A 12,041-nucleotide genomic window follows, 5' to 3' on the forward strand; every position below is an offset into this window, starting at 1 on the left:
ACGCTACCGGCCGCGCGCGCGAGGGAGCAATGCCCGGTCAGGACTCCTCGACGGGGGCGAGGCCGACGAACTTCATGCGGTCCTCCCCGTAGAAGCAGCTCTGCAGGGCGATGTCGCCGCCCAGGCCGACGAGGTCGTCGGTGCTCGACCAGATCTTGGAGGTGTACCGGATGTCGACGACCTCGTAGACCTCGTCGCGGCCCGCGATGCGGATCTTCTGACCCTCGTCCCAGGCGAGCAGGACGTCGCCGCCGCAGTTGTTGTGGGCCGCGCCCGTCTCGGGGACGCCCTCGCGCTCGTAGGACCGCATGATCGTGAAGGTGCCGTCACACCGGTCGAGCTCGGCCAGGCCGCCCTCGACGCCGATCGTCACCGTCGGCAGCTCCTCGAAGACCTGCTCCTGGACCTCGTCGACAGTCTTGTCGATCGAGGTCTTGACGGCGCCGTACGTGCGCTCCACCTGCTCGGGGGCGAACGCGACGCCCGCGAGGATCGCCGCTCCGCCGAGGACGAGCACGCCGCCGAGGGCGCCGAGCACGATGCCGCCGCGCCGTTTCCTGGCCATGAGTCCTCCCACACGCGTGTCCTCCCAGGCTACCCGCGGTGCGCGCGCTTTCGTCAGGAGTTCACGGGGAAGTCTAGACTTCGTTATATGTCGAACGTCCTTGAGAACCTGCCCGTCGGCGAGCGCGTCGGCATCGCCTTCTCCGGAGGTCTCGACACCTCCTGCGCCGTCGCGTGGATGCGCGACGCGGGCGCCGTGCCCTACACCTATACGGGCGACCTCGGGCAGTACGACGAGGACGACATCGCGTCGATCCCGGAGCGCGCCCTGCAGTACGGCGCGGAAAACTCGCGCATGATCGACTGCAAGCCCCTCATGGTCGAGGAGGGCCTCTCCGCGCTGGCGTGCGGCGCCTTCCACATCCGCTCGGGCGGGCGCACCTACTTCAACACGACGCCCATCGGTCGCGCCGTGACCGGCACGCTCCTCGTGCGCGCGATGAAGGAGGACGGCGTCGAGATCTGGGGCGACGGATCCACCTACAAGGGCAACGACATCGAGCGCTTCTACCGCTACGGGCTGCTCGCGAACCCGCGCCTGAAGATCTACAAGCCGTGGCTCGACGCGCGCTTCGTGAGCGAGCTGGGCGGCCGCCAGGAGATGAGCGAGTGGCTCGTCGCGCACGGCTACCCGTACCGCGACTCGGCCGAGAAGGCCTACTCGACGGACGCCAACATCTGGGGCGCCACGCACGAGGCGAAGACGCTCGAGGACCTCGACGTCTCGCTCGAGATCGTCGACCCGATCATGGGGGTGCGGTTCTGGGATCCGGCCGTCGAGATCGCCACCGAGGACGTCACCGTGACCTTCGATCGCGGCCGCCCCGTCGCGATCAACGGCGAGGAGTTCGCCGACGCCGTCCAGCTCGTCCTCACGGCCAACGCCATCGGCGGCCGCCACGGGCTCGGCATGAGCGACCAGATCGAGAACCGCATCATCGAGGCCAAGAGCCGCGGCATCTACGAGGCGCCCGGCATGGCCTTGCTGCACATCGCGTACGAGCGCCTGCTCAACGCGATCGTCAACGAGGACACCCTCGAGACCTACCACGAGCTCGGCCGCAAGCTCGGCCGCCTCATGTACGAGGGGCGGTGGCTCGAGCCGCAGTCGCTTATGCTGCGCGAGTCGATCCAGAAGTGGGTTGGATCCGAGATCACCGGATCCGTCACGATCCGCCTGCGCCGCGGCGAGGACTACACGGTCCTCGACACGACGGGCCCGGCGCTGTCGTACGCGGGCGAGAAGCTGTCGATGGAGCGCGTCGGCGACGCCGCCTTCGGCCCCGGCGACCGCATCGGCCAGCTCACGATGCGCAACCTCGACATCGCCGACTCGCGCGCCCGCCTCGAGGGCTACGTCTCTCGCGGCATGATCGGCGGTACGACGGGCGACCTCATCGGCGAGCTCGAGCAGGGCGAGGCCCGCGCCATCACGCAGAGCGTGGTCCCGGGCGACACCGACGCCGCCGAGGCGCTCGACAGCGTCGGCGAGGCGGCGGCGTTCGACGCCGGCACCGACTAAGCCCCACGCAAGTCCACAATTCTCCGGTAAGTCTCACCCTGATCAGGGTGAGACTTACCGGAGAATTGTGGACTTAGGGGCGGTCCCCTTTCGCGTGCGGGGCGGGTCGGGGATGATCCTCGCGGGGGCTGGGCGACGGGCCCGGCCGTACGCGACGAGGACATCATGGCGGTTCGGATCACGTCCTACATCGGCTTCGCGGGCGAGGCCGCGGAGGCGTTGGCTTTTTATCACGGCGTGCTCGGCGGCTCGCTCGAGATCACGCGCTACAGCGACATGCCCATGGAGGGTATGGGCGGCCAGCCCGACTGGGTCATGCACGGCCAGCTCGATGTCTCCGAGGGCGTCGCGATCATGGCGGCGGACAGCGAGGGGGAGCGCGGCGGATCCCGCATCGACGTCATCCTGTACGGCGACGACGCCGACGAGCTGCGCCGCGCCTTCGACGGGCTCTCGGCCGGAGGGAACGTGACGATGTCGTTCGACCAGGCGCCGTGGGGCAGCTACTTCGGGCAGTTCACCGACCGCTTCGGCGTGGGGTGGATGATCGAGGGCGGTCAGGCCGGCTGACCGGGCGACGCAGGGCGCTCCGCGCCGTCGCCGCGGCCTGAGCGGCGCGCCCGGGCCCGCGCCGGCTCAGGGCCGCGATGCCGCCTCGCGCTCGAGCTGGGAGCGGTTGCGGGCGTTGGCGAAGAGCACCTTCGCGTCGGCCGGATCCAGGCGCCCCTCCTTGAGCATGCGGATCGGGCAGCGCGTGCAGCGGGGCTTCGACGCACAGCACTTCTTCTTCGGCGTCCGCTTCTTTGCCTTCGCCTTGTGCTTCTTCTTGCTCGCCGACCCGCCGCGCTTTTTCGTGTCCGCGCCGTCGGGCGAAGGGGCGTCGCGCTTCTTCGCCTTCTTGCGGGCCTTCTTCGCCGCCGCCTCCGCGTCGGCCCGCTTCGCCTTCTTGCCCTTCTTGCCCTTCTTCGACATGGCGTCAGGGTAGCCCGGCGCGGCCGCCCGCGCTCATCGGAAGCCGGCGGCGACGCCCCGCCGGTGGTACTCGAAGATGATGCTCGTGCGCGTCGAGGCGACGAACGGTTCGGTCGAGAGGTTCTCGACGACGAACTGCCGCACCTCGCTCGAGTCGGCGACCGCGATGTGCACCATGAAGTCGTCCGTCCCGCCGAGGAAGAACAGCTGCAGCACCGGCGGAAGTTCCTTCACCTCGTCGATGAAGGTCACGATGCTGTCGTGCCGGGTCCCGCCGCGCAGCGTCACCCCGATCATGGCCTGCAGGCCGCGCCCCAGTCGGCCGTGATCCACGCTCGCGTGGAAGCCCCGGATGACGCCGCGGTCCACGAGCGCCCGCGTGCGCGCGTGCGCGGTCGACGGTGCGATGCCGACGGCCGCCGCGACGTCGGCGTTCGAGGTGCGCGCGTCGCGGCTGAGGATCCGCACGATCTGGCGGTCGGTGTCGTCGAGCGAGACCGGCCGCAGGACCTTCGGATCCGAGGGGAGAGAATCGCCCGTCATGCGCTGAATTCTATCTAAGGACGCCTCACAAGCGAAGAAACTACGGCATTTACCTACCGGAAACGAAGAGCCTGCGATCCTCCAGGAACAGTCCGCCCCCCACGAGGAGCCCCTATGAAGATCGCCGTGCCCACCGAGGTGAAGAACAATGAAAACCGCGTCGCCCTGACGCCCGCCGGCGTCGACGCGCTCGTCCGGGACGGGCACGAGGTCTTCGTGCAGGCGGGGGCGGGTGCCGGATCCCGCATCGCCGATGCCGACTACGCCGCCGCGGGCGCGACGATCCTCCCCGACGCGGCGTCGACCTGGGCCGCCGCGGAGCTCCTGGTGAAGGTCAAGGAGCCCGTCGCGAGCGAGTACGGCTTCCTCCGCGAGGACCTCACGCTCTTCGCCTACCTGCACCTCGCCGCCGACAAGCCGCTCACGGACGCGCTCGCCGCCGCGGGCACCACCGCGATCGCGTACGAGACCGTGCAGCGCGCCGACCGGTCGCTCCCCCTCCTCACGCCGATGAGCGAGGTCGCCGGCCGGTTGTCGATCACGGTCGGCGCCTACCACCTCATGCGCGCGCAGGGCGGGCGCGGGACGCTGCTCGGCGGCGTCGCCGGCGTCCCGCGCGCCGAGGTCGTCGTCATCGGCGGCGGCGTGGCGGGCGAGCACGCGGCCGCCAACGCGCTCGGCCTCGGCGCCCGCGTCACGGTGCTCGACGTGGATCTCGACCGCCTGCGCGCCCTCGAGGCGCGCTACGGCAACGGCCTCGTCACGCGCCACTCCACGCGGTACGCGATCGCCGAGTCGCTCGAGCGCGCCGACCTCGTGATCGGATCCGTCCTCATCCCGGGTGCCGCGGCGCCGAAGCTCGTCACGGACGACATGGTCGCGGGCATGAAGCCCGGGTCGGTCCTCGTCGACATCGCGATCGACCAGGGCGGGTGCTTCGAGGGGTCGCACGCCACGACGCACGACGAGCCCACGTTCGCCGTGCACGACAGCGTCTACTACTGCGTCGCGAACATGCCGGGCGCGGTGCCCGCGACCTCGACGCACGCGCTGACGAACGCGACGCTGCCCTACGTGCAGAGGATCGCGCGCGCCGGCTGGGACGCGGCGGCGGAGGCGGATCCGGCCCTCGCCCGCGGGCTGAACGTGCGCGGCGGTCGCGTCACGAACGCGGGCGTCGCGGCCGCGCTCGGCTACGCGCTGGCGAGCTGAGACTCACCCCGCGCGGAACACCACCCGAAACCGCTCGCACACGATCGGCATCGAATCGTCGAAGGGGCGGTCGACGTCGACGTAGTCCTCGTAGAAGCGCCGGTGGATGTCGCGCCACGACGCGAGGGTGCGGTCGTCCTCGCCCTCGGCGAAGGCGTGCTCCGCGGTCACCTCGTGGAAGGGCACCACCTCGACCGCCGTCGTCTCGATCACGGCGCGGGGCGCCCCGGATCCGTCGAGGATGACGTCGAGATCGCCGACGCGCGTGACGGCCTCGCCGGTCTGCTCGTACTCCCACAGGTATCCGGCGGTGCCGGTCTTGGTCCCGGCCAGCACGAGCGCGAGGAGGTCGTCCGCGTGTGCGGCCGTCGCGCCGAAGCTCCACACACGGTCGGGCGCGGGCGCATCCATGGGGAGGGCGGGAACGGCGGCACGGGCGGCGCCCCAGAACGCGGCGATCTCGGCGGGTGTCGGCATGGTGCTCCGGGTGGGGTCAGGGCGACAGCTCGCCCGCGATGCGGTGCTTCAGGTGCGCCACGGCGTCGTCGGAGAGGACGATGAGGCCGTCGAGCTCGTCGCGCACCCGACGGTAGGCGCTCTGGCGTTCGGCAGCCGTCGCGGACTGGTCGAGCGCCACCGACAGGAGCTGCTGGGCGCGGGCGAGCCGCTGCCGCTCGGCCTCCGTGAAGCCGGAGTCGCGCACGCGGCGCGCCTCCTGCTCCGCGACGTCGAACGCCACCTCCGCGTCGTGCACCGCGTCGCGGTACTCAGCGTAGGTCTCCGCGTCGATCCGCTCGTCCGCCGAGGAGGGCCGGAGCCCGTCGGCCACCCGCTTGGCGCGCAGGAAGGCGGCCGTGCGGGGGTCGCGCCCGTCGCTCATGGCGGGAAAGGCGATGAGCTTCGCCGGGTCCAGCTCGTAGTCGAGCCACCGGCGCGCCACGTCGTCGTGCGCCTCCAGGAGGCGGGCGACGCGGCGCTGCCGCCCCGCGGCCTCGTCCTCGGCGAGCTGACGGGGATCCGCCGGCCGCGCCTGAGCCAGCTCGGCCTTCGTGCGCATCACCTCGAGCCGGCGCTCGTGACGCTCCTTCTGGTTCTTCGACCACCAGGAGCCGAGCGGCGCGACGACCCCCATCAGCGGGAACGCGAGCCACCAGTATCCGCCGAGGAAGTCGAAGAACGCCTCCATGGTGTTAGCCGAAGAGGGTGAGGAGGATCGTGGATCCGCCGCCCGCGATGATCAGCGAGATCACCACGACCCAGGCGACGCCGCGGATCCGCCGGTTGCGACGATACAGCCGCGATTCGGTCATGTCGTCCGTGCCGCCCTCGAGCTCGGGCGGCACCTCGAGGCGCTCGCGTTCCGGATCCATCACGCCACCGGCTCCGCGACGGTCGGGCCGAAGTGCGCCGGGAGGGTCGCGGCGGACATCGCGCGCAGCTCGGAGGCCGCGAACGTGAAGGTGTCCTGGATCTCGAGGTCGGGCTCCGTGTCCGTGACGCCGATGCGGAGCACGGGGTAGCCGCGGCCCTCGCACAGGCCGCGGAACTTCACGTCCTCCTCGCGGGGCACGGTCACGAGCACGCGGCCGGTCGACTCGGCGAACAGCGCGTTGGCGAGGTCGACGCCGTCGCGCTCCATGAGCTCCGTCAGCCACACGCGGGCGCCGACGCCGAAGCGCATCACGCCCTCCGCGAGCGCGAGCGCGAGGCCGCCCTCGGACAGGTCGTGCGCGCTCGAGATGAGCCACTCGTCGCGCGCCGCCTGCAGCAGGCCCGCGAGGCGCTTGTGGCCGTCGAAGTCCACGACCGGGGGCTTGCCGCCGAGGTGCGAGTGGATGACGTCCGCCCAGGCGGATCCGCTCAGCTCGTTCGCCGTCACGCCGAGCAGGTAGATGTTCTCGCCCGCGTCCTGCCAGCCGCTCGGGATCCGGCGCGACACGTCGTCGATGATGCCGAGCACGCCGACGACGGGGGTCGGGTGGATCGGGGCGTCGCCCGTCTGGTTGTAGAACGAGACGTTGCCGCCCGTGACGGGCACCGCGAGCTCCTGGCACGCGTCCGACAGGCCGTCCACGGCCTGCGAGAACTGCCACATGACCTCGGGGTTCTCCGGGCTGCCGAAGTTCAGGCAGTCGGTGACCGCGGTCGGCACGGCGCCCGTGACGGCGACGTTGCGGTACGCCTCCGCGAGCGCGATCTGGGCGCCGGCGTACGGATCCAGCTGGCAGAACCGGCCGTTCGCGTCGGTCGCGATCGCAAACCCGAGCCCCGACTCCTCGTCCACGCGGATCATGCCCGCGTCGTCCGGGAACGACAGGGCCGTGTTGCCGAGCACGTAGTAGTCGTACTGGTTCGTGATCCAGCTCGTGTCGGCGAGGTTCGGGCTGCCGACGAGCTGCGCGAACTGGTCCTTCAGCACCGCGGGGTCGTTCGAGCGGGGCAGCGCGCCCGCCGAGTCGTCCTGCAGCGCGTCGAGCCACGCCGGGTACGCGACCGGGCGGTCGTAGACCGGCCCGTCGACCGCGACCGTCGAGGGGTCGACGTCGACGATGGTCTCGCCTTCCCACGTGATGACGAGGCGGCCGTCGCCCGTGACCTCGCCGAGCACGCTCGTCTCGACGTCCCACTTGCCGGTGACGGCGAGAAACGCGTCGAGCTTCTCGGGCGCGACGATCGCCATCATGCGCTCCTGCGACTCGCTCATGAGGATCTCCTCCGCCGTGAGCGAGGGGTCCCGGAGCAGCACGTTCGTGAGCTCGACGTTCATGCCGGATCCGCCGTTCGCGGCCAGCTCGCTCGTCGCGCAGGAGATGCCCGCGGCGCCCAGGTCCTGGATCGCCTCGACGAGCTCGCCCGCGTACAGCTCGAGGCAGCACTCGATGAGGACCTTCTCGGCGAACGGGTCGCCGACCTGGACGGCCGGGCGCTTGGTCGGGCCGCCGTCGCTGAACGAGTCGGACGCGAGGATCGAGGCGCCGCCGATGCCGTCGCCGCCCGTGCGGGCGCCGAAGAGAACGACCTTGTTGCCCACGCCCGTCGCGTTCGCGAGGCGGATGTCCTCGTGGCGCATGACGCCGACCGCGAGCGCGTTCACGAGCGGGTTGGCCTGGTAACAGGAGTCGAAGACGGTCTCGCCGCCGATGTTCGGCAGGCCGAGGCAGTTGCCGTACGAGCTGATGCCCGCGGTGACGCCGTGCACGACGCGCGCCGTGTCGGGGTCGTCGATCGCGCCGAAGCGCAGCTGGTCCATGACGGCGACGGGGCGCGCGCCCATCGAGATGATGTCGCGGACGATGCCGCCGACGCCCGTGGCCGCGCCCTGGAACGGCTCGATGTAGGAGGGGTGGTTGTGGCTCTCCACCTTGAACGTGACCGCCCAGCCCTCGCCCACGTCGACGACGCCGGCGTTCTGGCCCATGCCGACCATGAGGCGCTCGCGCATCTCGTCGGTGACCTTCTCGCCGAAGCGGCGAAGGTACTTCTTGCTCGACTTATACGAGCAGTGCTCCGACCACATGACGGAGTACATCGCGAGCTCGCCCGAGGTCGGGCGGCGGCCCAGGATCTCGCGGATCTGCGCGTACTCGTCGGCCTTGAGGCCGAGCGCCTCGTAGGGCTGCTCCCGCTCGGGGGTGGCGGCGGCGTCAGAGACGGTGTCGGCGACGTGTTCGATGCTCACGCGTGCGGCTCCAGGAGTGCGGTGGGGCGGGACGGCTTCAGTCTAGATGGGCGCGCCGCCCGGCGTGGCCGGGGGTGGACCGGGGCCCGCGGAGCGCCTACGCTCGGGGCCACCGCCTCCCTCACCGTCGAGATCGGAGCGCCGATGCCCTCGCCCTGGGCCGATGCCGGACCCACGCCCCCGCGCGTGGCGATCGAGCGCGCGCGCGACGAGCTGCTCGCCGGGCACGACGAGGATCCGCGCCTCGGCGAAGTCCGCGAACTCGTGCGCGCGTCCTGGGTCCGCTCCCGCGGCCTGCTCGTCGCGCCCGACGGCCTCCCCACCCTCGACTTCTCGGGCGGGGAGCTGGCGGATCACCGCAGCGCGCATCCGCTCGCTCCGGTGATCGACACGATCCGCGGGCTCCTCCTGCCGGGGGACGCGGAAGGCTCGGGCGTCGTCGTCGCGATCGGCGACGCCGCGGGGCGCCTGCTGTGGATCGAGGGCGACCGCGCCGTGCGCCGGCTCGTCGGGGAATCGGGGTTCGTCGAGGGGGCCAACTGGTCGGAGGCGCGCGTCGGCACGGCCGCGCCGGGTACGGCGCTCGCGCTCGGGCGCTCCGTGCAGGTGCGCGGCGCCGAGCACTTCAACCGCCACGTGCGCCCGTGGTCGTGCACGGCCGCCCCCGTGCGGGATCCAGAGACGGGCGCGATCATCGGCGTCATCGACGTCACGGGACGGGACCTGGCCGCGGCGCCGCAGGCCCAGCTGCTCGTCGACGCGACTGTCCGCGCCGTCGAGAGCGATCTCCTCATCGCCCGCATGCGCGCGCAGCCCGCACCCCCGCGGCGCCGTGCCGCGACCCCCGCGCTCCTCCGTGTGCTCGGGCGGGACCGCGGGGCGCTCCAGGCGGGCGGATCCGTCCTCGAGCTGAGCGCGCGCCACGCGGAGATCCTCCTCATGCTCGCGACCCACCGCGCGGGCCTCTCCGCCGAGCAGCTCGCGGAGCGCGTCTACGGGGATCCGCGGGCCGTCGGCACCCTCCGGCCCGAGGTGGTGCGCCTGCGCCGCGTCCTCGCGGGGGCCGCGCCGGGGCTCGAGATCGCCTCGCGCCCCTACCGGTTGACGGGCGCGCTCGAGACGGACGCCGAGGGGCTGACGTCGCTGCTCGACCGGGGCGCGCACCGGGTCGCCGTCGCCGCGTGGGAGGGGGATCCGCTCCCCGGATCCCTCGCGCCCGGCGTCGCCGAGCTGCGGGACCGGATCCGCGCCACCCTGCGCGCGACGATGCTGGACGACGCGGGGACGGACGCGCTGCTGGCCTACCTGCGCACGGACGTGGGCGCGGACGACGTGGAGGCGATGCGCCTCGCGCTCGGGATGCTCCCGCCGCGCTCGCCGCGGCGCGCGGGCCTCGTCGCACGCCTCGAGGCCCTCGGCGGATAGGCGCCGCAACCGCCCGCAACCTCCCGGGGCGTAGCGTGGCGCGCAAGCGCGGCGACGAGGCCGCGCAACGCAGTCAAGGGAGACAGCGATGACCATTGTCGAAGAAGGCGTCTCGAGCACCTACGCGGCCCCGGGCCAGCCCGGATCCCGCGCCACCTATCGGCCCCGATATGGCCACTACATCGGCGGGGAGTTCGTGGACCCGGCGGGCGGCGAGTACTTCGAGAACATCACGCCCGTGACGGGCAAGCCCTTCACCGAGATCGCGCGCGGGACGGCGGCCGACGTCGACCGCGCCGTCGACACCGCGTGGAAGGCCTTCGAGGGGTGGAAGCGGACGAGCCCCGCCGAGCGCGCGATCATCCTCAACAAGATCGCGGACCGCATGGAGCAGAACCTCGAGTCGATCGCCGTCGCGGAGACGTGGGACAACGGCAAGCCCGTGCGCGAGACGCTCGCCGCCGACATCCCGCTCGCGATCGACCACTTCCGGTACTTCGCGGGCGTGCTGCGGGCGCAGGAGGGATCCCTCAGCCAGCTCGACGAGAACACCGTCGCCTATCACTTCCACGAGCCGCTGGGCGTCGTCGGCCAGATCATCCCGTGGAACTTCCCGATCCTCATGGCGGTGTGGAAGCTCGCGCCCGCGCTCGCCGCGGGCAACTGCGTCGTGCTCAAACCGGCCGAGCAGACGCCCGCGTCGATCCTGTTCCTCTTCGAGCTGATCGGCGACCTCCTCCCCGCGGGGGTCGTGAACATCGTCAACGGCTTCGGGATCGAGGCGGGCGCGCCGCTCGCGTCGCACAAGCGGATCCGCAAGGTCGCCTTCACCGGCGAGACGACGACCGGCCGGCTCATCATGCAGTACGCGTCGCAGAACCTCATCCCCGTGACGCTCGAGCTCGGAGGCAAGAGCCCCAACATCTTCTTCGAGGACGTCGCGGCCGCGGACGACGCGTACTTCCAGAAGGCGCAGGAGGGCTTCGCGATGTTCGCCCTCAACCAGGGCGAGGTGTGCACCTGCCCCTCGCGGGCCCTCATCCAGAAATCGATCTACGACCGGTTCCTCGGGGCGGGTCTCGAGCGCGTGGGCAAGATCGTGCAGGGCAACCCGCTGGATCCCGCGACCATGATCGGCGCGCAGGCCTCGAACGACCAGTTCGAGAAGATCCTGTCCTACATCGACATCGGCAAGAAGGAGGGCGCGAAGGTGCTCACGGGCGGCGAGCCGGTCGACCTCGGCGGCGACCTCTCGGGCGGCTTCTACATCGCCCCGACCGTGTTCGAGGGATCGAACGACATGCGTATCTTCCAGGAGGAGATCTTCGGACCCGTCGTGTCCGTGGCGAGCTTCGCCGACTACGACGACGCGATCCGGACGGCGAACGACACTCTCTACGGCCTCGGGGCGGGCGTCTGGAGCCGCAGCGCGGACACGTGCTACCGGGCGGGCCGCGCGATCGAGGCGGGCCGCGTGTGGACGAACACCTATCACCAGTACCCCGCGCATGCCGCGTTCGGCGGGTACAAGCAGTCGGGGATCGGGCGGGAGAACCACCTCAAGATGATGGAGCACTACCAGCAGACGAAGAACCTCCTCGTGTCCTACGCGGAGGGGCCCGCGGGCCTGTTCTGATGACCGAGAAGCCGGAGAGGGTGGCGGTCTCGGACGAGGCCGCCGCCCTCCTGCGCTCGCTCACGGCGCAGCACGGGCCCCTGATGTTCCACCAGTCGGGTGGATGCTGCGACGGATCCGCCCCCATGTGTTACCCGCGCGGCATGTTCGTGACGGGGCCGAGCGATGTGCTGCTCGGATCCGTCGACGTCGGGCTCGACGAGCCGATCGAGGTCTTCATGTCGGAGAGCCAGTTCGCGTACTGGAAGCACACCCACCTCACGATCGACGTCGTGGACGGGCGCGGGGCGGGGTTCAGCGTCGAGGGCCCGACGGGCAAGAGGTTTCTCATCCGCTCCCGCCTCCTCACGGACGAGGAATCGTCCACCCTCAACCCGGCGTGACCGCCCCGCCGCCGGCGCCCCGGTGCGTAAGGCTCCGTACGTGACGTTCGTGCATGCCGCCCGAGGCGCTATGTCCACATTTCTCCGACAAGTCTCCCCGCTCAG

13 protein-coding genes are annotated in these 12,041 nt (G+C 71.3%); 6 read left to right on the top strand and 7 right to left on the bottom strand.

All coding sequences use genetic code 11. From position 1 onward, the window contains the following. Positions 1-37: 37 nt before the first annotated feature. Positions 38-565, bottom strand: coding sequence for a hypothetical protein (locus GJQ66_RS08240; protein WP_155048852.1), 528 nt, complete (start codon positions 563-565; stop codon positions 38-40). Between the two features lie 87 nt (positions 566-652). On the opposite strand from GJQ66_RS08240, the gene argG reads away from it, so the two are divergent. Together argG and GJQ66_RS08250 are read left to right on the top strand one after the other, a co-directional pair. Beyond that, positions 653-2,086 carry an argininosuccinate synthase gene (argG, locus tag GJQ66_RS08245; protein ID WP_155048853.1) on the top strand — a complete coding sequence of 478 codons (1,434 nt, stop codon included), beginning with the start codon at positions 653-655 and terminating at the stop codon, positions 2,084-2,086. Positions 2,087-2,251: 165 nt separating this feature from the next. Then, positions 2,252-2,656 (top strand): VOC family protein, encoded by a 405-nt coding sequence (locus GJQ66_RS08250; protein WP_155048854.1) that lies wholly within the window; start codon positions 2,252-2,254, stop codon positions 2,654-2,656. A gap of 66 nt (positions 2,657-2,722) precedes the next feature. Here GJQ66_RS08250 and GJQ66_RS08255 read toward each other — a convergent pair whose 3' ends face one another. Both GJQ66_RS08255 and GJQ66_RS08260 read right to left on the bottom strand, forming a co-directional pair. Then, the gene (locus tag GJQ66_RS08255) at positions 2,723-3,058 is read right to left on the bottom strand and encodes a hypothetical protein (RefSeq protein WP_155048855.1); all 336 of its coding nucleotides are present in this window, start codon (positions 3,056-3,058) and stop codon (positions 2,723-2,725) included. 33 nt (positions 3,059-3,091) lie between these two features. Then, a complete protein-coding gene (locus GJQ66_RS08260) occupies positions 3,092-3,601 on the bottom strand; it encodes an Lrp/AsnC family transcriptional regulator (protein WP_155048856.1) in 510 nt (169 codons plus the stop codon). A 114-nt stretch (positions 3,602-3,715) separates the two neighbouring features. On the opposite strand from GJQ66_RS08260, the gene ald reads away from it, so the two are divergent. Continuing rightward, complete coding sequence (ald, locus tag GJQ66_RS08265; RefSeq protein ID WP_155048857.1) at positions 3,716-4,813, top strand: alanine dehydrogenase; 1,098 nt, start codon at positions 3,716-3,718, stop codon at positions 4,811-4,813. Between the two features lie 3 nt (positions 4,814-4,816). Here the strand turns inward: ald and GJQ66_RS08270 are convergent, their stop codons facing one another. Genes GJQ66_RS08270 through purL form a run of 4 tightly spaced genes read right to left on the bottom strand, consistent with a single transcriptional unit; the run spans position 4,817 to position 8,492 of the window. Then, the gene (locus GJQ66_RS08270; protein ID WP_155048858.1) at positions 4,817-5,290 is read right to left on the bottom strand and encodes an ASCH domain-containing protein; all 474 of its coding nucleotides are present in this window, start codon (positions 5,288-5,290) and stop codon (positions 4,817-4,819) included. Positions 5,291-5,306: 16 nt separating this feature from the next. Continuing rightward, positions 5,307-5,999, bottom strand: a complete 693-nt coding sequence (locus GJQ66_RS08275) for a hypothetical protein (protein WP_155048859.1) — start codon at positions 5,997-5,999, stop codon at positions 5,307-5,309. A 4-nt stretch (positions 6,000-6,003) separates the two neighbouring features. After that, complete coding sequence (locus GJQ66_RS08280) at positions 6,004-6,183, bottom strand: hypothetical protein (RefSeq protein ID WP_230379461.1); 180 nt, start codon at positions 6,181-6,183, stop codon at positions 6,004-6,006. Next, positions 6,183-8,492: a phosphoribosylformylglycinamidine synthase subunit PurL gene (gene purL, locus GJQ66_RS08285; protein WP_368732812.1), complete on the bottom strand. Its 2,310-nt coding sequence runs from the start codon at positions 8,490-8,492 to the stop codon at positions 6,183-6,185. The genes GJQ66_RS08280 and purL overlap by 1 nt, the downstream gene beginning before the upstream one ends. A 144-nt stretch (positions 8,493-8,636) precedes the next feature. Between purL and GJQ66_RS08290 the strand changes: the two genes are divergently transcribed. The 3 genes from GJQ66_RS08290 (at position 8,637) to GJQ66_RS08300 (ending at position 11,936) form a co-directional block, all read left to right on the top strand. Next, positions 8,637-9,917 (top strand): GAF domain-containing protein, encoded by a 1,281-nt coding sequence (locus tag GJQ66_RS08290; RefSeq protein ID WP_155048861.1) that lies wholly within the window; start codon positions 8,637-8,639, stop codon positions 9,915-9,917. An 88-nt stretch (positions 9,918-10,005) separates the two neighbouring features. Then, the gene (locus GJQ66_RS08295) at positions 10,006-11,553 is read left to right on the top strand and encodes an aldehyde dehydrogenase family protein (protein WP_155048862.1); all 1,548 of its coding nucleotides are present in this window, start codon (positions 10,006-10,008) and stop codon (positions 11,551-11,553) included. Then, positions 11,553-11,936 (top strand): DUF779 domain-containing protein, encoded by a 384-nt coding sequence (locus tag GJQ66_RS08300; RefSeq protein ID WP_155048863.1) that lies wholly within the window; start codon positions 11,553-11,555, stop codon positions 11,934-11,936. Before GJQ66_RS08295 ends, GJQ66_RS08300 begins: the two co-directional genes overlap by 1 nt. Positions 11,937-12,041: the final 105 nt, after the last annotated feature.

The organism is Microbacterium sp. ZXX196 (assembly GCF_009709595.1).
Lineage (GTDB): Bacteria > Actinomycetota > Actinomycetes > Actinomycetales > Microbacteriaceae > Microbacterium > Microbacterium excoecariae.

What these genes read in the sequence shown, in the direction of transcription:
- GJQ66_RS08240 (WP_155048852.1), bottom strand. Translation starts at nt 565, where the DNA reads ATGGCCAGGAAACGGCGCGGCGGCATCGTGCTCGGCGCCCTCGGCGGC.
- argG (WP_155048853.1), top strand. Translation starts at nt 653, where the DNA reads ATGTCGAACGTCCTTGAGAACCTGCCCGTCGGCGAGCGCGTCGGCATC.
- GJQ66_RS08250 (WP_155048854.1), top strand. Translation starts at nt 2,252, where the DNA reads ATGGCGGTTCGGATCACGTCCTACATCGGCTTCGCGGGCGAGGCCGCG.
- GJQ66_RS08255 (WP_155048855.1), bottom strand. Translation starts at nt 3,058, where the DNA reads ATGTCGAAGAAGGGCAAGAAGGGCAAGAAGGCGAAGCGGGCCGACGCG.
- GJQ66_RS08260 (WP_155048856.1), bottom strand. Translation starts at nt 3,601, where the DNA reads ATGACGGGCGATTCTCTCCCCTCGGATCCGAAGGTCCTGCGGCCGGTC.
- ald (WP_155048857.1), top strand. Translation starts at nt 3,716, where the DNA reads ATGAAGATCGCCGTGCCCACCGAGGTGAAGAACAATGAAAACCGCGTC.
- GJQ66_RS08270 (WP_155048858.1), bottom strand. Translation starts at nt 5,290, where the DNA reads ATGCCGACACCCGCCGAGATCGCCGCGTTCTGGGGCGCCGCCCGTGCC.
- GJQ66_RS08275 (WP_155048859.1), bottom strand. Translation starts at nt 5,999, where the DNA reads ATGGAGGCGTTCTTCGACTTCCTCGGCGGATACTGGTGGCTCGCGTTC.
- GJQ66_RS08280 (WP_230379461.1), bottom strand. Translation starts at nt 6,183, where the DNA reads ATGGATCCGGAACGCGAGCGCCTCGAGGTGCCGCCCGAGCTCGAGGGC.
- GJQ66_RS08290 (WP_155048861.1), top strand. Translation starts at nt 8,637, where the DNA reads ATGCCCTCGCCCTGGGCCGATGCCGGACCCACGCCCCCGCGCGTGGCG.
- GJQ66_RS08295 (WP_155048862.1), top strand. Translation starts at nt 10,006, where the DNA reads ATGACCATTGTCGAAGAAGGCGTCTCGAGCACCTACGCGGCCCCGGGC.
- GJQ66_RS08300 (WP_155048863.1), top strand. Translation starts at nt 11,553, where the DNA reads ATGACCGAGAAGCCGGAGAGGGTGGCGGTCTCGGACGAGGCCGCCGCC.